Origin of the sequence: Vibrio makurazakiensis (assembly GCF_050337375.1) — a bacterium.
Taxonomy (GTDB): domain Bacteria; phylum Pseudomonadota; class Gammaproteobacteria; order Enterobacterales; family Vibrionaceae; genus Vibrio; species Vibrio makurazakiensis.
In genome coordinates this window covers 1-23045 of record NZ_JAKJSW010000027.1, presented here as the reverse complement: position 1 = coordinate 23045, position 23045 = coordinate 1, and the positions used below count along the sequence as shown (strand labels likewise).

Annotated in this window: 20 protein-coding genes; 9 read left to right on the top strand and 11 right to left on the bottom strand. The window is 42.8% G+C overall.

Annotation, left to right across the window (positions count from 1 at the left end; translation table 11 throughout):
• Positions 1 to 23 precede the first annotated feature (23 nt).
• Together L4C33_RS04540 and vcdP are read right to left on the bottom strand one after the other, a co-directional pair.
• Positions 24 to 1319 carry an NCS2 family permease gene (locus L4C33_RS04540; protein WP_428811266.1) on the bottom strand — a complete coding sequence of 432 codons (1296 nt, stop codon included), beginning with the start codon at positions 1317 to 1319 and terminating at the stop codon, positions 24 to 26.
• A 482-nt stretch (positions 1320 to 1801) separates the two neighbouring features.
• Positions 1802 to 1888, bottom strand: coding sequence for a small protein VcdP (gene vcdP, locus L4C33_RS22755; RefSeq protein ID WP_489686427.1), 87 nt, complete (start codon positions 1886 to 1888; stop codon positions 1802 to 1804).
• A 464-nt stretch (positions 1889 to 2352) separates the two neighbouring features.
• On the opposite strand from vcdP, the gene L4C33_RS04535 reads away from it, so the two are divergent.
• Positions 2353 to 3822, top strand: coding sequence for an aminoacyl-histidine dipeptidase (locus tag L4C33_RS04535; protein WP_428811265.1), 1470 nt, complete (start codon positions 2353 to 2355; stop codon positions 3820 to 3822).
• Positions 3823 to 3920: 98 nt separating this feature from the next.
• Here L4C33_RS04535 and L4C33_RS04530 read toward each other — a convergent pair whose 3' ends face one another.
• Positions 3921 to 4460 carry a DUF3332 domain-containing protein gene (locus tag L4C33_RS04530; RefSeq protein ID WP_428811264.1) on the bottom strand — a complete coding sequence of 180 codons (540 nt, stop codon included), beginning with the start codon at positions 4458 to 4460 and terminating at the stop codon, positions 3921 to 3923.
• A gap of 265 nt (positions 4461 to 4725) precedes the next feature.
• On the opposite strand from L4C33_RS04530, the gene L4C33_RS04525 reads away from it, so the two are divergent.
• On the top strand, positions 4726 to 5781 hold the full coding sequence (locus L4C33_RS04525) for a succinylglutamate desuccinylase/aspartoacylase family protein (RefSeq protein WP_428811263.1): 1056 nt from the start codon (positions 4726 to 4728) through the stop codon (positions 5779 to 5781).
• An 89-nt stretch (positions 5782 to 5870) separates the two neighbouring features.
• Here L4C33_RS04525 and L4C33_RS04520 read toward each other — a convergent pair whose 3' ends face one another.
• Positions 5871 to 6185, bottom strand: coding sequence for a DUF3622 domain-containing protein (locus L4C33_RS04520; RefSeq protein WP_428811262.1), 315 nt, complete (start codon positions 6183 to 6185; stop codon positions 5871 to 5873).
• A 348-nt stretch (positions 6186 to 6533) separates the two neighbouring features.
• On the opposite strand from L4C33_RS04520, the gene L4C33_RS04515 reads away from it, so the two are divergent.
• Positions 6534 to 7532 carry an adenosine deaminase gene (locus L4C33_RS04515; protein WP_428811261.1) on the top strand — a complete coding sequence of 333 codons (999 nt, stop codon included), beginning with the start codon at positions 6534 to 6536 and terminating at the stop codon, positions 7530 to 7532.
• Positions 7533 to 7675: 143 nt separating this feature from the next.
• Here the strand turns inward: L4C33_RS04515 and L4C33_RS04510 are convergent, their stop codons facing one another.
• Entirely contained in the window at positions 7676 to 8860 is a 1185-nt protein-coding gene (locus tag L4C33_RS04510; RefSeq protein WP_428811260.1) for an NnrS family protein, read from the bottom strand.
• Between the two features lie 311 nt (positions 8861 to 9171).
• Here L4C33_RS04510 and L4C33_RS04505 point away from each other — a divergent pair, with 311 nt between their 5' ends.
• Positions 9172 to 9732 carry a gamma-glutamylcyclotransferase family protein gene (locus tag L4C33_RS04505; RefSeq protein ID WP_428811259.1) on the top strand — a complete coding sequence of 187 codons (561 nt, stop codon included), beginning with the start codon at positions 9172 to 9174 and terminating at the stop codon, positions 9730 to 9732.
• 76 nt (positions 9733 to 9808) lie between these two features.
• Here L4C33_RS04505 and L4C33_RS04500 read toward each other — a convergent pair whose 3' ends face one another.
• Positions 9809 to 10141, bottom strand: a complete 333-nt coding sequence (locus L4C33_RS04500) for a tRNA-binding protein (protein WP_428811258.1) — start codon at positions 10139 to 10141, stop codon at positions 9809 to 9811.
• A 220-nt stretch (positions 10142 to 10361) separates the two neighbouring features.
• Between L4C33_RS04500 and L4C33_RS04495 the strand changes: the two genes are divergently transcribed.
• Positions 10362 to 11366: a substrate-binding domain-containing protein gene (locus L4C33_RS04495; protein ID WP_428811257.1), complete on the top strand. Its 1005-nt coding sequence runs from the start codon at positions 10362 to 10364 to the stop codon at positions 11364 to 11366.
• Positions 11367 to 11546: 180 nt separating this feature from the next.
• Here the strand turns inward: L4C33_RS04495 and L4C33_RS04490 are convergent, their stop codons facing one another.
• Entirely contained in the window at positions 11547 to 12437 is an 891-nt protein-coding gene (locus tag L4C33_RS04490) for an aldo/keto reductase (protein WP_428811256.1), read from the bottom strand.
• A gap of 209 nt (positions 12438 to 12646) precedes the next feature.
• Here L4C33_RS04490 and L4C33_RS04485 point away from each other — a divergent pair, with 209 nt between their 5' ends.
• Positions 12647 to 13558 (top strand): LysR family transcriptional regulator, encoded by a 912-nt coding sequence (locus tag L4C33_RS04485; protein ID WP_428811255.1) that lies wholly within the window; start codon positions 12647 to 12649, stop codon positions 13556 to 13558.
• A 128-nt stretch (positions 13559 to 13686) separates the two neighbouring features.
• Positions 13687 to 14073: a 3D domain-containing protein gene (locus tag L4C33_RS04480; RefSeq protein WP_428811254.1), complete on the top strand. Its 387-nt coding sequence runs from the start codon at positions 13687 to 13689 to the stop codon at positions 14071 to 14073.
• A 68-nt stretch (positions 14074 to 14141) separates the two neighbouring features.
• Here L4C33_RS04480 and galM read toward each other — a convergent pair whose 3' ends face one another.
• From galM to galE, 4 genes are all read right to left on the bottom strand, one after another.
• Positions 14142 to 15212, bottom strand: coding sequence for a galactose-1-epimerase (gene galM, locus L4C33_RS04475; RefSeq protein ID WP_428811253.1), 1071 nt, complete (start codon positions 15210 to 15212; stop codon positions 14142 to 14144).
• 83 nt (positions 15213 to 15295) lie between these two features.
• On the bottom strand, positions 15296 to 16450 hold the full coding sequence (gene galK, locus L4C33_RS04470) for a galactokinase (protein ID WP_428811252.1): 1155 nt from the start codon (positions 16448 to 16450) through the stop codon (positions 15296 to 15298).
• 156 nt (positions 16451 to 16606) lie between these two features.
• On the bottom strand, positions 16607 to 17662 hold the full coding sequence (locus tag L4C33_RS04465; protein ID WP_428811251.1) for a UDP-glucose--hexose-1-phosphate uridylyltransferase: 1056 nt from the start codon (positions 17660 to 17662) through the stop codon (positions 16607 to 16609).
• Positions 17663 to 17767: 105 nt separating this feature from the next.
• Positions 17768 to 18787, bottom strand: coding sequence for a UDP-glucose 4-epimerase GalE (gene galE, locus L4C33_RS04460; protein WP_428811250.1), 1020 nt, complete (start codon positions 18785 to 18787; stop codon positions 17768 to 17770).
• Between the two features lie 381 nt (positions 18788 to 19168).
• On the opposite strand from galE, the gene ebgR reads away from it, so the two are divergent.
• Positions 19169 to 20152, top strand: a complete 984-nt coding sequence (ebgR, locus tag L4C33_RS04455) for a transcriptional regulator EbgR (protein ID WP_428811249.1) — start codon at positions 19169 to 19171, stop codon at positions 20150 to 20152.
• 314 nt (positions 20153 to 20466) lie between these two features.
• On the top strand, positions 20467 to 23045 hold a 2579-nt coding region (gene ebgA, locus L4C33_RS04450), incomplete at its 3' end, for a beta-galactosidase subunit alpha (protein ID WP_428811248.1).

Below are 23045 nucleotides of genomic sequence, written 5' to 3'. Positions count from 1 at the left end.
TTATAAGCTTGTTGGTTTACGAATTAAGCAGCAGTTAAAACGTATTTCAAAATAAAGATTGCAGCCATTACCCATACACTGATGGATACATCACGGCCTTTACCACTTGCTAGTTTGATTGCCGCGTAAGCAATGAAACCTAGAGAAATACCTTCCGCAATAGAGAAAGTCAGTGGCATTAGAAGACACGTAACTACAACAGGTGCAGCTTCTGTCAGATCGCGCCAGTCAATGCTTACTAGACCCGATAGCATTAGAATTGCTACGTAGAATAGTGCACCGGTTGTCGCATATGCTGGGATCATACCCGCTAATGGCGAGAAGAATAATGCAAGTAGGAATAAAATACCAACCACAACTGCTGTTAAACCAGTACGGCCACCAGCAGAAACACCAGCAACACTCTCAATGTAAGACGTAGTGTTTGAAGTACCTAATACCGCACCTACAGTCGTCGCTGTAGAGTCAGCAAGTAATGCTTTGTTTAGGCGAGGGATTTTTCCATCTTTATCAATAAGGTCTGCTTTTTGAGCCACACCAACTAGCGTGCCAGCCGTGTCGAATAGGTCAACAAACAAGAATGCAAATACAACTGAAATCATGCCGATTTCGAATACAGCAGAGAAATCTAGCTGCATGAAAGTAGGCGCAATACTTGGTGGAGCAGAGATGATGCCACCGTATTGAACGTCACCAAAGATAAGGCCCAAAACCGTTACAGCTAGGATAGCGATCATAACGCCACCTTTCACACCACGATGAACCAAAGCAATAGTTAGGAAGAAACCAATAGAAGCCAATACTGCAGGAACAGAAGTAATAGCGCCCATAGAAACAAGTGTTGCTGGGTTATCAACTACGATACCCGCATTTTTCAGTGCGATGAACGCAAGAAAAAGACCAATACCCGCAGAGATACCAGTACGCAGTGACATAGGAATCGAATTAATAATCCACTCACGGATTTTAAATACGCTTAATAGAAGGAATAACACACCAGAAACAAATACAGCTGCTAGTGCTACTTGCCACGTATGGCCCATGCCCAAGACAACAGCGTAAGTGAAGAAAGCATTCAGACCCATACCCGGAGCTTGAGCGATTGGGTAATTAGCTACCAAGCCCATGATGAAACAGCCAATAGCAGCCGCTAAACAGGTTGCTACAAATACCGCGCCGTGATCCATTCCTGCATCAGCCAGCATTGCTGGGTTTACAAAAATGATGTAAGCCATTGTTAGGAATGTAGTCACACCTGCAATGATTTCAGTGCGCACATTCGTGCCATTTTCACTGAGTTTGAATAGCCTTTCGAGCATAATCGAGTCCTATAAGGGTAAAAAGTAAACGGTTGCGTAATCGTTTGGCCTCGGATTATAAAGTCATCAAATAACAAATTCCAGATAGAATTAAGACTCTAAACGATATTTATCGCACACCATTATGAAACAGTACGATTAATAAGCATGGAAAATCCACATAAAACACTATAAAAACAATAACTAAGGAACATAAAAAACCATGAGTTAACAATGGTGTTTTTTACATCACCGACTAAATCATCATAAAAATAAACGCCATTCAGTTCGATTTAAAATAGCGAAAGCTAGAACCCAATCAACAGATTCAGTAATAACGAGCAAAATGGGTGCTTTGAGGATAAAAAGTAGCCAGAACTTTTCTACAGGCAAAAAAAACGCCACTCAATTTGAGCGGCGGTAGAATTACTCAACCAAATGGTTGTAAAAAAATTCTTAATATATAGGGGCGAACATAACGTTCAAGTCACATGCACTTGGTCTTAGTAACCAAAGCTTGTTGGGTATGCAAAGTTGCCAGTGTAAACAGAGCTGTTTAGCCAGAACATTGCAGATGGTAAACCTTTCATAACTATCACCTTAATAAATCAATTAAATACAATTTTGATTTCTCGGTTCCTTGGAGGCGATAAACGGACTCATCCTTTGAGCATTTACTCTTCAGCGCTGAAGTTGGTGCTAATATACCCAACAAGAATAAATATTACAAGATTTATTTGACGCAAGTCACAAATAGTTCAAAACAACACTAAAACACAGGCTAAAACTGAAAGTTAATTACAACACTGACAGTAACAAACGTAACGCCTGCCTGATTTATAAAAGCAAACGTTTCCTTTTGTCATATTCATGCTTGTATGATCTCTCTTCTTTTAAAAATTGAAACATTTACTCTGGGGAATCCCTACTCGTCCTTTCTAGGGAGTGGTATGCTGTCAGTCATCAAATGAGACCTTTTCATTTAGTTTATTACACTGTGAATTAGTATTGATTAGCTCAATACTATGGTCATTAAACACAATAGGAGTCATCCGTGTCTGAATTCCATTCTGAAATTAGCAGCTTATCCCCTGCACCTATTTGGCAATTTTTCGATAAAATTTGTTCTATTCCACACCCTTCAAAACACGAAGAAGCACTAGCTCAATACATTATCTCTTGGGCTCAAGAGCAAGGCCTAGATGTACGCCGCGATCCTACCGGTAACGTATTCATCAAAAAGCCAGCAACACCGGGTATGGAAGATCGTAAAGGTGTAGTACTTCAAGCACACATCGATATGGTTCCACAGAAGAACGAAGACACAGTTCATGACTTCACTAAAGATCCAATCCAGCCATACATTGATGGTGAATGGGTTACAGCGAAAGGCACAACGTTAGGTGCAGATAACGGTATGGGTATGGCTTCATGCCTTGCTGTACTAGCATCAAACGAAATCAAACACGGCCCTATCGAAGTTCTATTAACCGTAGACGAAGAAGCAGGTATGACTGGCGCATTCGGCCTTGAGGCTGGTTGGTTAGAAGGTGACATCCTTCTGAATACCGATTCAGAGCAAGAAGGTGAAGTGTACATGGGTTGTGCTGGCGGTATCGATGGTGCAATGACATTTGAAATTGCACGTAATGCGATTCCAGCAGACTTCGTAACTCGTAAGCTAACACTAAAAGGCTTAAAAGGTGGTCACTCAGGTTGTGATATCCACACTGGTCGTGCGAACGCAAACAAATTACTAGCTCGATTCCTTGCTGGTCACGCAAAAGAATTAGACCTACGTATCGTGGAGTTCAAAGGTGGTAGCCTTCGTAACGCTATTCCTCGTGAAGGTTTCGTAACGGTTGCTGTTCCAGCTGCAAACCAAGAGAAACTGGCTTCGCTATACAACTACTACACAGAACTGCTTTCAGCAGAGCTAGGTAAAGTAGAAGACAGCATTGTTACTTTCAACGAAGAAGCTTCTGTTGAAATGGGCACTATTGCTGCTGCCGACCAAGCTCGGTTCATTGCTGCGCTAAACGCATGTCCAAACGGCGTGATCCGTATGAGTGATGAAATTGAAGGTGTTGTTGAAACATCTCTAAATGTTGGTGTTATCACAACAGAAGAAGATTCAATCACAGTTCTTTGCCTAATCCGCTCTCTTATCGATTCTGGCCGTAGCCAAGTAGAAAGCATGCTTCACTCAGTTGCTGAACTTGCTGGTGCAAACATTGCGTTCTCTGGTGCTTACCCAGGTTGGAAGCCAGACGCAGATTCAGAGATCATGCATATTTTCCGCGATATGTACGAAGGTATCTACGGTCATAAACCAAACATCATGGTGATCCATGCTGGTCTTGAGTGTGGTCTATTTAAAGAACCTTACCCGAACATGGATATGGTTTCTTTTGGTCCAACTATCAAGTTCCCACATTCTCCTGATGAGAAAGTGAAGATCGACACAGTTGAGCTTTTCTGGAACCAAATGGTTGCGCTACTGGAAGCTATTCCAACGAAGTAGCTAAATCTATAACCTACTCCAACTAGGTTTAAGTAAATAAAAACAGGTGCTCATTGGCACCTGTTTTTGATCTAAGCTTGTTCTGACCAAATTAATGATTAAGCGCGTGAAGCCGCGTAGCTTTCCAGTTCATCAATTGAAGTTTGCGCTACTACTTCACCATCAATGAAGTACGTCACCATTTCACCATCACGAACACCAACTAGTGTCGCTCGCTCACCAGACTGGTAAGTAATATCCATTTGAATGGTATTTTCATCAATTTGCTGCATTTGACCTTTTTCGATCATGTCAGCACTAGAAATAGGACCAATAGGTGCATCTCTAAGTGATGGGTCTAGCTGGTCATTAATATCCAACATTGTATCGACTTTCGTATCGAAGATATGTGGTGCACCTGTTAGAGGGTTACTACCAGTCCAGAACTCTAATGAGTTAAACACTAAGTAGTCGGCTGCAACAGTTAAACCGTAAGCAGGAGCCAATAGTAAGTTTAAGCCACCACGAGCATAACGGTTATCAACGGCTTTAAGGTTGAACTTCATTAGGTAGCCAGTCACTGCATTGCTACCAACACAGCCAGAAAGAGCGACAGTCGCAACAGAAAGAGCGACAAGTTTAGTAATGGTCTTTTTCATGATTCTCTCGATATAAATATTACCCCACCAAAATGGGAGCCGGATAATATCGATAAAGATCACACTCTTAATCATGGAAATGTCAGAATCTATTTCATGCTCTATTGAGTTTGTTTTGGATCATGAATAAGCAATATTTCTTGTTACTGACTTGAAAAGAAGAACGATTAAAACTATTTATCGACACCTTAAAGCGATTGATTCGTACTAAAAATCAACGATTGGTACATTCCCAAAACAGAAACCACTTGATTGGAAATGCATCATGGCAAGGCTAAAACTAAACCAGCCCTTTGAGCTACTCGGCTATACGGTACAACCAGGAAAAAGACTCGATATAGAACTAAAAGCCGCACAGCTTTATACCCACTCGCCACTCTCGATTCCTATTGAAATTATCAATGGGCACCAAACTGGCCCAACGTTAATGGTCAACGCTGCCATTCATGGTGACGAATTAAATGGCGTCGAAATCGCAAGACAAATAACCAATGCTATTGATCCTAAAAAACTCAAAGGCACATTAATTGTCGTTCCGATTGTTAACGTATTTGGCTTTATCSACAAATCACGATATTTACCTGACCGCCGCGATTTGAATCGCTGCTTCCCAGGTAGTGAAAAAGGATCATTAACATCGCGCATTGCCTATACCTTTTTCGAAAATGTCGTGAAGCAATGTGACTATATTTTAGATTTACATACGGGAGCTATCCATCGTACGAACTTGCCACAAATTCGCGCAAACTTGTCGAACCCAGAAACACTGCGTATCGCGAATGCCTTTGCGACCCCTGTTGTTATTGATTCGGCATTACGTGATGGCTCGCTACGAAGTGAAGCTGAAAAATTAGGTATCCCAGTATTAACTTACGAAGGCGGTGAAGCACTACGATTTGATCATCTAGCCATTCGAGCAGGCTACTTAGGTGTGCATCAGGTAATGAAAGAAATAGGTATGTTACGTGCGAACCGTAAAAAACTACCCTTGCCAGTGATCTGCCGTTCTACTAGCTGGATCCGCGCTGAAGCTGATGGGATTGTTCGTAATATGGTTCGACTAGGCGAAAAAGTAGAGGCAGGGCAAACCATCGCTTACATCAGCTCTCCGTTAGGTCATCAAGAAATTGAAATGAAAACAGCCAAAGGTGGCATAGTGATAGGTCAGCAAACTTTGCCTTTGGTGAACGAGGGAGATGCTGTTTTCCACATTGCCTACTTTAAACAAGATGACGATGATGTTGAACAAAGCGTTGAAAGCTATATTGAAGAAGTAGCCGAACAAGGCTGGGATGACGGTCTTAACGTGGAGTTCAAATAAATAGAGGCGCTAAAATAAAACAGCGTTAACTAAAAAGCCCCGAGGCAGTTTCCTGTCTCGGGGCTTTAATCAATTACGTAAGAGTTAGATTACTCTTCGTCTAGCTCAGCTGCGCGAGCTTTTGCACGTGCTTCACGTACTTGTTCAGCTTTAAGCTCTTTAGCATGACGAACTTCTTCACGCTCTTTACGTTGGTCAGCTTTACGGTCGTTACGCTCTGCTTGATTTTGAACGAAAGACGCTAATTCTTTTTCTGCCCACTCTTGTGCTTGAGCTTCAGTTTCGAAACCAGTTTCACGCTTAGATACGCGAGTGCTACGAGACGTTACTTGACGAGTGATTTCAGCACACCAGCCGTTACGTTTTTCAGTAAGGCGGATATCAAATTTTTTATTCTTAGACATTTTCTATATTTCCTAAGGGAGATCATTAAGGGATCGGTCAACTTTGATAACTCCATCTAAGCTGAGCATCTTTAACACCATCCCTTGGTAAGCGCGGTATTAGAGCACAATTCTATATATATTGCTGCAAATATTTGCAGCGGATCACACTACAAAATACCTAATCGTTTGCGAAGCCATTCCAAGCTGACTTCTTACTTCCGTTTCAGTCTGTTATTCAAGCTATTACACCAAAAATATTTCAGTGAACTATGCTCAAATGATTACCAAATGATCGATAAAGCGATCGTTAACTTTGGTATCAAACTCAAAACTGCTCCCAATAACAAAAATAGCTAAGGAGTTGCTATGGATAGCTTCATTCAAAATCTGCCAAAAGTTGAGCTGCATTTACATATAGAAGGAACACTTGAACCAGAGCTGATGTTCAAGTTGGCTAAACGTAACCATGTCTCCATTCCATTCGAAAGCCCTCAAGAAGTGCGCGATGCTTATCAGTTCCATAATCTTCAGTCTTTTCTCGACATCTACTACCAAGGTGCTGAAGTGCTTATCCATGAACAGGATTTTTATGATCTTACGTGGGCGTATCTATTAAAGTGCCAGCAAGACAAAGTCGTGCATACAGAAATCTTCTTTGACCCACAAACCCACACCGAGCGTGGTATCGCATTTGAAACCGTCGTCAATGGTATAAGTAAAGCTCTCAAACAAGCAGAACAAGAACTGGGAATTAGCAGCCAGCTCATCATGTGTTTTCTGCGTCACCTTGATGAATCCTCTGCTTTTGAGACTTTACAACAAGCCCTCCCCTTCAAAGACAAAATCATTGCGGTCGGCCTTGATTCATCGGAACAAGGTAATCCACCAGAAAAGTTCAAACATGTATTTCAAGAAGCCATAGAGCACGGTTTCCTCACCGTGGCACACGCTGGTGAAGAAGGCTCTGCTCAAAATATTATTGATGCGCTAGAAATGCTTAGTATTACTCGAATAGATCATGGTGTGCGTTGCGCTGATAATGAAGAATTAGTTGAACAACTCGCAGCGAAACGAACTCCACTAACAATTTGTCCGCTCTCAAACACCAAATTAAAAGTGTTCGATACGATGCAAGAACACAATATTGTCGATCTATTAAGAAAGGGGCTATGTGTCACCATTAACTCCGATGATCCGGCGTATTTCGGTGGCTATATGAATGACAATTTCAAAGCAGTCGCAGACGCACATTCACTATCTAAACAAGAGTTAGCTCAATTCAGTATCAATGCTATAGAGGCAAGCTTCATTGCCCCTTATGTGAAAGAAGATTTAATTGCTCAAGTTCGTCAATGCATACATTAAATGACGTAAAGGGTTTAACTGGCTAAGATCCTAGTTCTAGTTCTAGTTCTAGCGTCAGAAACAACAAAGGGAAGCCATGTGCTTCCCCCTTGTTATTTGAATATAGAATTCAATAAATTGTTATTAGCCCAAAAATGCTATCGTTAACCTGGGTGTCCATCTGCTCTAGGTTTCAATAACATCATCGCGAAATGCCACATATACATAGCAAACGCAAATACCCAGAGAGCTGCACTCACGTTAATAAGCTCTAGCATGTAGGCAGGGAAAAAGCTCACGCCGACACTTCTCAATAACGCCGCAACAAAAATTAAGCCAAACGGCAAAGCCATATTCGGCCCGTTATAGATAGCTCGACCAGTATGACCCATTGTCACTCGGGCTATCATCGCGAGGATCAAGCCACCCAACGCGCCTATCGCAAACAAGTGCACCATGTTGTGATTAGCAAACGGGTTATCAAGTAATCCACGCAACAATAAACTGAGAGGAATACACACATAAGCAGTATGTAACGCCCACACAAGAGGTTCAGATAACGTTAACCATGCTTTCCAACGAACAAAACGCACCAATTGGAAAACGCCAGCTAATAGCATGAGTTCTTGGCCAAACTGAGAAAATGTCAGTGGGAAGAAGCTTAGAATAAACAGCCCAACTAGTGGTAAGTTTGCTGCCCACTCTAGCCACACTAAAGGCTGTGCTTTTTCGAAGTTGAACTTCTTCGCCGTAAAGAACGGGATCACTCTGCCACCCATTACCGACAATAAAATGGTGAACCACCACAGCATTGCTTGCCAAACAGCTGAAGCAGGAAACGGCGGTAAGCCTTTGATCGCTGCATAACTCGCAAAATTTGCCACCACAGCAAGAATAAACAGAGGTACAAAAAACAGGTTCTTCCAGCCTTTTGACTTCACGACTCGGAAGCCCACTTCATAAGCGACAGCAATAAGGAAAAGCGCCTCAACAGAAGATACAAGCCATAGAGGTGCTGGTGTCCAAAATAAAATACGAGGCGCAAGCCACAACCCTACTAATACGGCTAGCCTATGATGCTTGGTTCCGTTAACCCCCGTCCAAGTTTGAACGGCCGTCAGTACAAAACCCGCTACAATCGCCATTGAGAAGCCAAACAACATCTCATGCACGTGCCACCACAATGCCGGAACTTGTAATGCACTTGGTTGGCCGTTTTGAAACATCCATACCCAAGCCGCAATCGCAATAATCGCGTAAGCGCTGCCCAAAAAGAAAAACGGACGAAAGCCCAAACGTAAATACGCAGGGATAGTATCTTCAACGCTCTTATCAGTGATATTTAACAAACTCACTCCTAACTGTCTTATCTATCTATGTGCTTTTAGAACAGCACTCATTCCCCATACTCTAAGCATTTATCAAGCCAACTATAAAAGTCATGTAAATCAACGCTTCAAAGATAAAATCACCTATTTCCATGTCAAAAAGACCAAATCAATAAAAGTCATAAAGACTCGACAGGTGATAAATGACTTCAATACTAAGTCAATAAAGCCACTACCAATCTTTTTAGCAACAAGTAATAATGGGTTTTCGAAGAGCTTTATTATTGAAAGGCTTTAGCACCTAACTTTGTCACAGAAGAGCAAGGAGAGTTATGTATATATTTGGTTATGGAAGTTTGATTAATGCGGCTTCGCGACAACTGACAGGACAAACTGGTACAGCTATTCCTGCTATTGCTCACGGCTTAGTTCGTCACTGGGGCAAAATTGATGACAGCTATACCCTTTCTCCGCTGGTCGTAAACCAGGGCGACGGGCAAGTTAACGGTGTGCTACTTGAAATTGATGATGTCGCGTTAGAAGAGTTTGATCGCCGAGAAAGAGGCTATCACCGCATCCAAATTACCGCGGATCAAATTGAAACCGACTCAACGTTTAATAATGAACACCCAATTTGGGTTTACGTGAAAGACAAGCCCGACGCCCCATGTACCAACAGCCCAATCATGCAAACTTACGTCGATACCGTACTTGCTGGCTGTCTGGAAGTATCAGAAAGTTTTGCTCAGCACTTTGTTCATCACACTCAAGGTTGGCAACATCCTATGGAAGACGATCGCCACCAGCCTAAATATGGCAATTTAGCCGGGGTTTCTAAGCATCACCAACCCGTGATCGATCGGTTGGTTCAAGCTGCCCGTTTGGGTTCTTAATTTCCGACTTTCCCTCTTAAGTTCTTAGTTTACTGAACCAGCAATAGGCTCAGTAAACTAAGATAAGACTCTGAACCTAAACGATTCTAACACCAGCTGTCATCACACGCTCTGGAGTCAGCAACACACTTTCAGACTCATCATCCGTTTCCGCACACAGCAACATGCATTCTGAAGTCTCACCGCGCATTTTCGCTTTCGCTAGGTTACACAGAACAACCACTTGTTTACCCATCAATTCTTCTTCTGTGTAATACGGTACTAAGCTCGTCACCGTTTGTAGGCTTTTATCACCCACATCGATTTGTACGATATACAGCTTGTCAGCGTTTTCATGCCTTACGACCTCTGTAATTTTTCCCACTCGTATTTCCAGCTTCGCGAAATCACCGTATGCGATAGTATCCATTTTTTATTCCTTATTAGCAGATAGCAACAGAGCTAATACTCTTGCCCGTTATTGAGAACACAATTAAGTAAAGTTTAGTAAAAGTGTATTCGTTTACACTATCAACAAGCCCTATAAAAACAAGTGGTAAAGCTCTCAAAAACAAAAGTAAAAAAAAAGAAAAATTGCGCTAGTTACATCATCAGTGTTAAATGAACAAAGATCAGAGCAGAGGTTTATCATGGCAACAATTAAAGACGTAGCACGCGAAGCTGGTGTATCAGTAGCAACGGTGTCTCGAGTTATTAATAAGTCACCTAAAGCAAGTGCAAATTCCATTAAATCAGTAACAAAAGCTATGTCTGAGCTTGGTTACCGCCCTAATGCCAATGCTCGAGCTTTGGTTAGCCAGAGCACAAATACAGTCGGTGTGTTAGTTGCCGATGTATCTGATCCCTTCTTTGGTACTTTGATCAAAGCCGTTGACAATGTTGCTCGTGAGAATGGCAAACATATATTGATTGGTAATGGCTACCACGACCGAGAAGAAGAACGTCAAGCCATAGAGCTTCTAATCAACAGCCGCTGTGACGCACTGGTGATCCACTCTAAAGGGCTAACCGACGAAGAATTGATTGGCTACGCTAAAGAAGTTAAGGGCATGGTCGTCATCAACCGTCACATCAAAGAAATAGAAGACCGCTGCATCTTTTTGGATAACCACAAAGGCGCTTACCTCGCGACAGAATTTTTAATTCGTCATGGTCACCACAATATTGCCTGCATCGCCTCATCTCAWAAAATTGAAGATTCCGAGCAACGTATTGCGGGTTACTTAGCGGCGCTTAAAGATAATAATATCGAACTCTCTTCAAGCTACATTGAATATGCAGAGCCCAGTAATGAAGGGGGCGAATACGCAATGACCAACCTCCTGACTAAATCGCTACCCATTACTGGCATTGTTGCTTACAACGACTACATGGCAGCGAGTGCCTTATCAGTGCTTGATGAAAATGGCATTCAAGCACCAGAAAAAGTATCAATCGTCGGTTTCGATGATGGACTTATTGCTCGTTATGTTCACCCTAAGCTAACCACGATTCGCTACCCTATTCAGATGATGGCTGAAAAAGCTGCACGTCTAGCCCTAAGTCTTGCGAAAGAAGAAAAGAACAATGGCGACATTATGATGTTCTCTCCAACATTAGTTCGTCGTAACTCAGTAGAAAAGATTAACCGCTAAACACACGCTTATTTCACCCAACCTAATACGAGAAAGGCACCTCATTTATGTTCTACATATGAACATAAATGAGGTGCCTTTTTTGATAGCGTAGCCCTTTGAAAAACAGAGCCTCAGGCATGTGCAACAAAGTCTTAAAGCATTTGGCCTACCATAGGCTAAATGCTTTATTAAGCGTATTTACGCGACGCCGTGACCTTTTGATGCAACCCAAATTCGGTACCATTGTTCGTGTGTCAACGTAAGTTCTAATGAACCAACTGCCGCTTGAACACGCTCAAAATTACCACTGCCAAGAATAGGCACAGGGTTTGAAGGCATATGCATGACCCAAGCAAAAATCACCTGATCAATAGAAGTTGCGCCGATTTCTTGGCCAACACCCGCCAGTGTTTCACGTRAGCGAACCATTTGCTCACAGTTATCTGAGAAGATACGACCACCCGCCATACAAGACCACGCCATAGGCTTCACACGTGCTTGTTGCAGTTGGTCCAACGTGCCGTCTTCGGTCACTTGCAAGTTAACTGGGTTAATTTCAACTTGGTTGGTGATAAGTGGTGTATCTAAACGCGATTGCAATAAATCGAATTGAGACGTCGTGAAATTAGACACGCCAAAGTGCTTCACCTTACCTTGTGCTTTTAACTCAGCAAAAGCCTCTGCTGCTTGGTCTGCATCCATTAATAAATCAGGGCGGTGCAATARCAGTACATCAAGGTGATCCGTTCTTAAACGCGATAGAGACTCGTCTACTGAATCCAAAATCGCAGATTTACTGCTGTTATAGTGAGAAACACGCTTATTAGTGTCACTGGTGTTTTCAGGGTAAATACCGCACTTCGACACGATCTGGATTTTATCGCGCATGCTTTTATCTAGTGCCAACGCATCACCAAACATACTTTCGCAGGCAGACGCGCCATACACAGGAGCGTGATCAACAGTCGTAATGCCAACTTCAACGTGTTGCTTCAAAAATGATAACTGCTGCTGAGTAGACATACCCCACTCAGCCATACGCCAATAACCTTGAACCAATGGTGAAAATACTTGTTGTTCGTTATCCACGGTACTGCCCCTTTATAATTTTGTTGTATCGAGTTTTTGTTAATCAACATCGACTTACTCATCACAGTATACGCACCGCTAGCAGTCGAATTAAACCCAAAAAAGAGAAAAGATAATTCGATATAAAGCACAATAACAGTTGATTAACTTTTATATTGAACGATACCCTAGACGCAGTTTTCTCAATTAGAGCAATATAGGCCACGGCTATGCACAAGATGCACAAACGATTTGAGCGTTATGCTCTATTTGGCGAAGTCGCGAAACAACTCAGCTTTTCCAAAGCTGCGGACGAACTTGGCATATCTCGCAGCTATCTGTCTTCACAAATCAATCAACTAGAAAAAGAGCTAGAAACAAGCCTTTTGATCCGCTCAACGAGAACCGTTCGTTTGACTGCGGCTGGTGAAAAAATTCTCGATAAAATGAGAACGATTAATGACTCAATTGTTCAATTAGAAAAAGAGCTCGACCACACCAAGAGTGAAGTAAACGGTATGCTAAGGATCACTGCACCTACGATTTTTAGCCATCGTTTCTTAATTGATATTTGCCATGATTTTCAAAAGAAATACCCAGAAATCGAATTTGATATTGACGTTGGGTATAACCGAGAGGACTTAGCCACAAGCCATTTCGACTTAGCAATAAGAGCAACCAACAACCCACCAGAAAACATGATTGCGAAAAAGATCATGCCGTATCAACACATATGCTGTGCTGCGCCTGATTACTTAGATAAACACGGTACGCCTAGTCACCCTGTCGAGCTAAATAAACACAATTGTTTGTGCGACCCTCACCTAAACAAGTGGCAATTTTTTGATGGCAGTGAAACCTTTGAAGTTGAGACCCAAGGTGACATGCACATTAATGACAACTTTCTATTACTCAAGGCTGCGAAACGTGGAAAAGGCATTATAAAAATGCCCTGTTACTTGGTCGAGCCGGCCCTTAAATCTGGCGCTTTGGTACAAGTTCTTGAGTCTTACTTTATTGCTCAGAGCAACATTTATGTCATTTATCCTCAACAGCTACGTCAAAGCACCAAACTATCAACCTTTACCGATTTCATGACACAGTGGTTTTCTGCACAAAACAACAATAGCTACCGTTCTTAGTTATTGAATGTTAAGCCTAAATCTTAATGGTTCATAACCTCYCAAAGAGTTATGATACGGCGTGCACAATTAGGAAAAATAACAACATAGTCATCTGGTTTATCTAACAAAAATGGAATCGAAGTAAAATGGATTTAAAACGTTTAATCGTAGTCGCGCTTTCACTTACGACACTATTAGGCTGTAGCGATGGTGAACAGTCTCTGAAAGTGACCGCTAGTGCCTATACGTCTAGCGTGGGGGAAACGGATTCGACCCCAAACCTCGCAGCCTGGGGAGATACTCTAAAACCAGGAATGAAGTCGATTGCGGTTTCGAGAGATCTGATCGAAATGGGGCTGACTCATAATCAAGAAGTGAAGATCGAAGGGTTTGATGGTACGTTCAAAGTACTGGATAAAATGAACAAACGTTGGAAAAAGAAGATAGATATTTATATGGGTAACGATGTTAAAAAAGCCAGGGAATGGGGAAAGAAAGAAGTCGTTATCTACTGGACAGTTGAAGATAAATAAAATGCGAAAAAGCTAGTCTGAGACTAGCTTTTTTAACTCTGGTGCAGTGGTTTTACATATAATCGCGTTTAAAAGCAGAATGCATAACGCGTCTGATAGTGGTATTCCTTTTCAGGCATCACAATACAACTTTCTTGCTTCCACTCTGGGTGGTTTGGTGAATCTGGCAAGAACTGGGTTTCCAATGCTATGCCTGCGTAGTCTTGATATGTTCCCTGAGCTCGATTCGGCGTACCTGCTAGCCAATTTCCCGTATATAACTGCATAGCTGGCTTACTAGAAAAGACTTTTAACGTGACTAATCCATCAGGTGAAGTCACAGTTGCTGCACAATCCCCGTTCTTGCATTGCTCCGCAAGTAAGAAAGAATGATCATACCCTTTCGCAGACTTTTGCTGCTCATCCCCCAGTAAACGCTCAGCAACGACCATAGGCTTTGTAAAGTCGAAACTGGTTGATTTCACTGATTTAAGATTACCAAGGGGAATACCAACCTCGTTAGTTGGAAGGTATTGAGAGCCGTTAATACTCACAATATGCCCTAAACAGTCATAGCCTCTATCAGCGCCAAGCAAATTAAAATAAGCATGATTTGTTAAATTAACAGGGGTTGGTTTATCTGTATTTGCAAGGTAGCTAATCGACACTTGGTTATCGTCCGTTAACTCAAAACGTACCGATACCTTTAGGTTGCCAGGAAACCCTTGGTCACCATCTGCCGACTCAAGACAAAAGAGTACAGAGCGTTCACTGCACTCGATTATGTCCCAGCGTCGTTTATCAAAACCTGCATCACCACCATGTAAGGTGTTGCCCGCTTGATTTGTTGAAGCTTGGTAGCTTTGCCCTTCAATATCAAACTGACCTTGTGCAATTCGGTTCGCGTATCGTCCAACTGTCGTCCCCATATAAGCTTGTTGAGCATAGAAGTCACCAATACTGGCTACGCCTAAAAGCATTTCACGATCATCACCTTTAACTGGTAGCGTACAACTTAACCATGTCGCACCAATATCCATAAACGTCACGGTCATGCCATTTCGATTACGTAGCTCAATAACATTGGCAGGTTGCCCATCTTTTGCGACTTCACGAGTCATGGATTCTGCTAAGTTTGGTACTCTGATTTGCTCTGACATAACACGCCTTATCCCAACAAGATTTTATTACTTACGACAATTTGAACGATAACTTAACATCGCGTTAAACAATGAAATAAACGCTAAGCAATCAAACCTGCGCCATTTTTAGCTTGGCACACATAGATAGACTCTTTTAACCCTGTAGCTGCTTGGTACTTTTCTTCAACCACTGCTTTAACGTCATCCACTAATGCTGGCGGAACTAAAGCAACAATACAGCCACCAAAACCACCACCCGTCATACGAACACCACCTTGCTCGCCAATCACATCTTTGACCATATCTACTAACACATCGACTTCGTTAACGGTGATTTCAAAATCGTCACGCATAGATGCATGAGACTCCGCCATTAATTGCCCCATGCGCTTCATGTCATGGTTACGCAAAGCTTCAGCGGCCTCTACAGTGCGGTCGTTTTCAGTAATAACATGGCGTGCACGTTTCGCGACTAGCTCATCTAACTCACTCACTTTCTGATTAAACTGTTCAATGGTGACATCACGTAGTGCTGGTACTCCAAAGATACGCGCCGCTTCTTCACACTGTTCACGACGCGTGTTGTATTCACTATCAACTAAACCACGTTTCTTATTCGAGTTGATGATCACAACCGACATGTCTTCAGGCATTGAAACCGCCTGTGTTTCTAGACTACGGCAGTCTAAAAGCATCGCATGGTTCTCACGGCCTTCAGCAGAAATCATCTGATCCATAATGCCGCAGTTACAACCAACAAATTCGTTTTCAGCTTGCTGACCGTTTAGTGCAACCTCAGCTTGGCTAATCTCTAAGTTATAAAGAACCTTGAACGTCTGACCAATCACCACTTCTAATGCAGCAGAAGAGCTTAAACCCGCACCTTGAGGCACGTTACCCGTTACTGAAATATCCGCGCCCTTAAATTCAAAGCCACGACCTTTTAAGCACTTCACCACACCGCGAATGTAGTTTGCCCACATTTTATCTTGTTGGAATGTGATCTCTTGAGTCAGGTCGAATTCATCCACAGCGTTGCCGTAATCGACAGACACGACGCGTACGATGTTGTCATCACGTTTCGCTGCTGCGACAACCGTTTGGTAGTTAATAGCACACGGTAGGACAAAACCATCGTTGTAGTCGGTGTGCTCACCGATCAGGTTAACTCGCCCCGGAGCTTGGATGATGTGTGTCGGTGCGTAATTCAGAACCGCATTGAAAGACGCTTTCACGTTTTGGATTAAGTCAGACATTGTTAATTCTCTCTTTATATTTTGAGGCCCTATTACTGGCACCACTTTCATTCTTTTTATTCACTAGCTTGTAGTTCACTGTTGAAATGGCAGCAACGCGCCACCTTCAAATAGTGAGGCAAAGTGTCGGGAGCTTTTAGCTGGTACTACTTGAATTTATGACTGCTCTTTGTAGTGAACATCACTCACGTCGCGTAAACGCTGGGCTGCTTGCTCTGCAGTCAAATCACGTTGAGTTTCAGCCAAAACCTCAAAACCACTCATGAACTTTCTAATAGATGCTGAACGAAGTAGCGGTGGGTAGAACAATGCATGTAACTGCCAATGATCGATGTCTGAACCTTCCTCAAAGAAAGGCGCATAGTGCCAACCCATTGTGTATGGGAATGAGCACTCAAATAAGTTGTCATAATGAGTCGTGAGCTTTTGAATGGCTAATGCAAGATCGTCGCGTTGCTCATTCGTTAAATCATTCATGCGTCGTATATGCGTCTTAGGCAGTAGCATAGTTTCGAAAGGCCATACAGCCCAGTATGGTACAACCGCAATCCAATGTTCGGTTTCAACAACTGTACGAGATCCGTCTTTCACTTCAGACTCTACGTAATCCACCAATAAGTTTGACCCATTTTGTAATTGGTATTCTTTCAATAGCTTATCTTTACGCTCAATTTCATTAGGTAAAAAACTATTTGCCCAAATTTGTCCATGTGGGTGGGGTTGAGAACACCCCATGGTTTCACCCTTATTCTCAAATGCTTGCACCCAAATATACTCTTTACCTAACTCTTCAATTTGATCGTTCCAAGTTTCCACAACGGTGCGTATCTCTGGAACAGACAATTCTGGTAGTGTTTTGCTGTGATCTGGTGAAAAACAGATCACTCGACTTAATCCACGTGCGCTAGAAGAACGGAACAGGGGGTTATCCGATTTTGGTACATCTGGTGTATCTGGCATTAATGCCGCAAAGTCATTAGGAAAAACATAAGTACCTGGGTAATCGGGGTTTGTATCACCAGAAATTCTTGTATTCGTAGGGCACAAAAAGCAACTTTCTTCGTATGTTGGTAATTGCTCAAAGGATGGTGCTTCGTCTTGGCCACTCCACGGGCGTTTCGCTCGGTGCGGCGACACTAGAACCCACTGACCCGTTAGTGGGTTATAACGACGGTGTGGGTGATCAACAGGGTTAAACTCAACATTTGACATATAACTTACTCAACTCTTTAAAATTTATTTTATCTGCACTCCCCAAGAAAATTGGAAAGCACAGAGAACAGACACTAGAACTACGGCTTCAACTGCTAGATTCAATTACTCCGGGGAGTAGCCATTGGGATTATTTGATTGCCAGTTCCAGGTATCGGCTGTCATTTCCATTACAGTGCGTGTCGCTTTCCAACCGAGATCTTGTTCAGCTTTTGCGGTACTCGCCCAACACTCAGCAATATCACCTTCACGTCGAGGGCAAATTTCATAAGGCACAGGCTTTCCCGATGCTTTTGCGAATGCATCAACCATTTCAAGTACGCTTGAACCTTTTCCAGTGCCAAGGTTATAAATATGCAGGCCCGCTTTTTCACCAACCACTTGAAGTGCTGCGACGTGACCATCGGCTAAATCCATAACATGGATATAATCACGAACACCGGTACCATCTGGAGTTGGGTAATCGTTTCCAAATACAGCAAGCTTATCTCTTCGACCTACCGCGACCTGTGCAATAAAAGGCATCAGGTTGTTTGGGATGCCTTGCGGGTCTTCTCCCATCGTGCCTGAAGCATGTGCGCCGACAGGGTTAAAGTAACGCAGTAATGTTACACTCCACTCAGGGTCAGACTTGAATACATCGCTCAAGCACTCTTCCACCATGTACTTACTACGACCGTAAGGATTCGTCGTTGCACCGGTTGGGGAACTCTCTGTAATAGGGACAACTTCAGGGTCACCATAAACCGTTGCAGAAGAACTGAAGACAATGCTTTTCACGCCTGCTTTTTTCATACTGCGAGCCAAAACCAATGAGCCACTAACATTATTATCGTAGTATTCCAAAGGCTTAGCGACTGATTCACCGACTGCTTTCAGCCCAGCAAAATGAATAACCGCTTGAATATTGTGATGAGAAAACACGGTATTAAGAAAAGACTCGTCTCGGATGTCACCTAAATAAAACGTCGGCTTCTTGCCCGTTAGTGCCTCGATCCTTTGGAGTACTTCTTCCTTGCTGTTACATAAATTATCTACAATGATCGGTTCCATGCCTGCTTGTATCATCTGAATACAAGTGTGACTTCCGATATAACCCATGCCACCAGTTACCAGTACTTTCACAGTGCGCCCCTCTTAATTATTCATATTAGAAGACAGTTAAATTTTAATAACTCACTTCTCAACTGCGGAAATTGTAGCAATCAACTTCGCCGTTGATCTGTGATCAATCGCGCATTGTGTAAACGTTTACACAAATCACACATAAACACGACTCAAAAGATAGAATGAACAAATCTAAAGCAAGCACCAATAAGATGCTGATATGTAAGAATTTATGTTTGATATTCAACAATGATTAAAATCTATGATTTGGACTGGAAAATTTTACTAAAAGTTAATGCAATGACGTGGTGTTTGATTACAATAGACGCAGAAAAGATTTAGGTGCAGTGCGTTTTGTCTCCCGCACACCTTATTCGCACCAAAAAACAGGATGTAAATATGGCAACGTTAAAAGATATAGCAACTGAAGCAGGCGTTTCACTCGCGACGGTTTCTCGGGTTCTCAATGACGACCCAACACTAAGTGTCAAGGAAGAGACCAAAAGACGTATCTTTGAAATTGCAGAGAAGCTGGAATACAAAACAACAAGCTCTCGTAGAAACGTGCCGAATAAAAAGCAAAAGCACCACTTCCTTGCTCTCTATAACTATAAACAAGAAGCTGAAGTGAATGACCCATATTACTTGTCTATTCGACACGGTATTGAAACTCAGTGTGATAAGTTAGGTGTTGAGCTAACCAGTTGTTATGAAAGTAAAATCCAACTAGAAAAGAATCATATCAATGGTATTTTGTTAGTAGGAAGAACTTCCCCTGAAGTATTGGCTCAAGCTAAAAAGTACACCGACAACATTTGCTATGTTGATTTTACTGAGCACAACCAACCTTATGATTCTGTTGATATTGACCTTACCCGGATCAGTAAAGAAATTACCGACTTCTTTGTAGATCAAGGCTATCAACGCATTGGTTTTATTGGCGGTCAGGATGATATCAATACGCCTGATATTCGCGAAGTCGCTTTCGCTGAATATGGAAAACTAAAGCAAGTTGTCAGTGAGAGTGATATCTATCGTGGTGACTTCTCAAGCTCATCAGGCTACAAGCTAGCAAAGGAAATGCTTTCTAAAGGCAATCACCCTAACGCACTATTTATTGCCTCAGACTCCATTGCTATTGGTGTTTTACGTGCAATACATGAGCACGGCCTAAGCATTCCTCAAGATATTTCTTTAATCAGTGTGAATGACATTCCAACAGCTAAGTTCACCTTCCCATCGCTGTCTACTGTCCGAATTCATTCTGAAATGATGGGGATTCAAGGGGTCAACTTACTGATAGAGAAGTCACGCGATGGCCGTACAATCCCTTTAAGAACCTACGTTCCTAGTAAATTAAAACTTCGAGACACCACAAAGTAATTACTTATTTTACTAAATCTAAAATCAAGCCACAGACCTCAATCTGTGGCTTTTTTTTACCTTTCATACGCCTCTAGCCCCCTATCAACCCATTGCATTTAGAACCAAATAGCATTCTTTTAAGTGGATCACACAGCACCGTAAAAAGACCACAAAAAACGTGATGAGGTTAAAGTAAAACGTTTTCACCATTTTCATTTAGTAAAAGTTTTACTAATAATTACCTCAGTCCAAAAATACTCGTATTCACTACGACCCAATTACGCATAAGAACGTCGGTCAGCAAATTGCATTCAGACCGAGAGAGAGGCAACGTGAACAACTGGGAAAACTTCCTGAACTTACATGAGAACCGTATGGCACCGCGTGCATACTTCTTCTCGTACGCATCAGAAAAAAATGCAAAAACGTTTCAGCGTGAACTTAGCAGCCACTTTCAATTATTGAGTGGCCAATGGAATTTCAGCTATTTCACCAACCCACTGCTGGTTCCTGAAGAGTTCTACTCTCAGGAGATGAGCGATTGGGGGAACATCACGGTTCCAAACATGTGGCAAATGGAAGGCCACGGCGATCTTCAATACACAGATGAAGGTTTCCCATTCCCAATTGATGTACCTTTCGTACCATCAGACAACCCAACAGGCGCATACCAACGCTCTTTTTTCCTTGGCGAAAGCTGGGACGAAAAACAAACCATCATCAAATTTGACGGCGTAGAGACTTACTTCGAAGTTTACGTAAACGGCGAATATGTGGGTTTCAGTAAAGGCAGCCGCCTAACGGCTGAGTTCGACATTTCAGCGCAAGTGAAATCAGGCAACAACCTACTTTCAATTCGTGTAATGCAATGGGCAGACTCGACCTACATTGAAGACCAAGACATGTGGTGGACTGGCGGTATCTTCCGTGATGTTTACCTAGTGGGTAAAGAACAGCTTCACGTACAAGATGTTACCGTTCGTACTGACTTTGATGATGCTTACCAAAGCGCGACCCTATCGTGCAACGTTGCACTAGAAAACCTAGCAGCCGCTGCAAACGCAACCCTTGAGTACGCATTGCTTGATGGCAGCCAAGTTATCTCGCAAGGCTCAGTAGATAACCTAACTGTTCCTAACCAACAGACTGGCGGCAATGCCGATACTCAATTCTCTATTGATGTGGTTAACCCAATTCAATGGAACGCTGAAAACCCTTACCTTTACCAACTATTGCTAACGCTAAAAGACGCCGATGGCAAAGTGCTAGAGGTGATTCCACAGCGTGTTGGTTTCCGTGATATTAAAGTTCGCGATGGTCTGTTCTACATCAACAACAAATACGTAATGCTGCATGGTGTTAACCGCCATGACAACGACCACCTAAAAGGTCGTGCTGTTGGCATGGATCGCGTAGAGAAAGACTTAGTGTTGATGAAGCAACACAACATCAACTCAGTACGTACGGCACACTACCCGAACGACCCACGCTTCTACGAACTGTGTGATATTTACGGCCTATTCGTAATGGGCGAAACCGATGTAGAAACACATGGTTTTGCTAACGTTGACGACCTAAGCCGCATCACCAACGATGCAGCATGGGAAGCAGTGTTTGTTGAACGTATCGAACGTCACATCCACGCACAAAAGAACCACCCTTCAATCATCATGTGGTCACTAGGTAACGAGTCTGGCTACGGTTGTAACATTCGTTCTATGTACGATGCGGCAAAAGCGATTGATGACACACGTCTGGTTCACTACGAAGAAGACCGTGATGCTGAAGTAGTTGATATCATTTCAACCATGTACTCACGCGCTCAGCTGATGAATGCCTTCGGTGAATTCCCACACGAAAAACCACGCATCATCTGTGAATACGCGCACGCAATGGGTAACGGCCCTGGCGGTCTAACTGAATACCAAAACGTGTTCTACAAGCATGATGCTATTCAAGGTCACTATGTTTGGGAATGGTGTGACCACGGCATTCTAGCGCGTGATGAAGCAGGTACTGAATTCTACAAATACGGCGGTGACTACGGCGACTACCCGAACAACTACAACTTCTGCATGGACGGTTTGGTCTACCCAGACCAAACACCTGGCCCGGGCTTAAAAGAATATAAGCAAGTCATTGCGCCTGTGAAGCTTCGCGACTTCAACGCTGAAGACGGTACATTCACGGTAGATAACAAACTTTGGTTCTCAAACATCAATGACTACACCATCACAGCAGAAATTCGCGCTGAAGGTGAGACCATTGCTGTACAGCACATCAAAGTGGAAGAGCTAGCTGAAAACTCAAGTCGTGAATTGACTCTAAGCTTACCTGAGCTTGATGAGCGCGAAGTGTTTGTGAACTTCACGGTACGTAAAGATTCTCGCACGCCTTACAGCGAAGCGAACCACGATATCGCGGTTTACCAATTCCAAGTAAAAGAGAATACAGCGCAGCTAGAAGCATTTACTAACAACAATGCTACAGCACTGAATGTGGAAGAATCTCGCCTCGCTTACCTAATCAAAGGCCACAACTTTGCTCTGAACTTCTCGAAAGTGAACGGCAAGCTAACGTCATGGTTAGTAAACGGTGAAGAGCTGATTAAGTCAGAACCAAAACTAAACTTCTTCAAACCAATGATCGATAACCATAAGCAAGAGCACGATGGTTACTGGGAGCCTGCACACCTGCAGATCATGCAAGAGCACTTCCGTAGCATTGACCTTGAATGCGTGAACGTTGAACAGGTAAATGGCAAGGTAGAGATCACGACCACCAGCATCATTGCTCCACCTGTATTTGATTTCGGTATGCGTTGTGAATATCGCTACCAAATCAGCGCTGAAGGCCAACTGAACGTTGAATTAAGCGGTGAACGTTACGGTGATTACCCACACGTGATTCC

Coding starts and splice junctions, on each gene's coding strand:
- galK (WP_428811252.1), bottom strand. CDS start 16,450: ATGTCTGACTTAATCCAAAACGTGAAAGCGTCTTTCAATGCGGTTCTG.
- L4C33_RS04500 (WP_428811258.1), bottom strand. CDS start 10,141: ATGGATACTATCGCATACGGTGATTTCGCGAAGCTGGAAATACGAGTG.
- galM (WP_428811253.1), bottom strand. CDS start 15,212: ATGTCAGAGCAAATCAGAGTACCAAACTTAGCAGAATCCATGACTCGT.
- L4C33_RS04505 (WP_428811259.1), top strand. CDS start 9,172: ATGTATATATTTGGTTATGGAAGTTTGATTAATGCGGCTTCGCGACAA.
- vcdP (WP_489686427.1), bottom strand. CDS start 1,888: ATGAAAGGTTTACCATCTGCAATGTTCTGGCTAAACAGCTCTGTTTAC.
- L4C33_RS04530 (WP_428811264.1), bottom strand. CDS start 4,460: ATGAAAAAGACCATTACTAAACTTGTCGCTCTTTCTGTTGCGACTGTC.
- L4C33_RS04480 (WP_428811254.1), top strand. CDS start 13,687: ATGGATTTAAAACGTTTAATCGTAGTCGCGCTTTCACTTACGACACTA.
- L4C33_RS04485 (WP_428811255.1), top strand. CDS start 12,647: ATGCACAAGATGCACAAACGATTTGAGCGTTATGCTCTATTTGGCGAA.
- L4C33_RS04540 (WP_428811266.1), bottom strand. CDS start 1,319: ATGCTCGAAAGGCTATTCAAACTCAGTGAAAATGGCACGAATGTGCGC.
- L4C33_RS04465 (WP_428811251.1), bottom strand. CDS start 17,662: ATGTCAAATGTTGAGTTTAACCCTGTTGATCACCCACACCGTCGTTAT.
- L4C33_RS04515 (WP_428811261.1), top strand. CDS start 6,534: ATGGATAGCTTCATTCAAAATCTGCCAAAAGTTGAGCTGCATTTACAT.
- L4C33_RS04520 (WP_428811262.1), bottom strand. CDS start 6,185: ATGTCTAAGAATAAAAAATTTGATATCCGCCTTACTGAAAAACGTAAC.
- ebgR (WP_428811249.1), top strand. CDS start 19,169: ATGGCAACGTTAAAAGATATAGCAACTGAAGCAGGCGTTTCACTCGCG.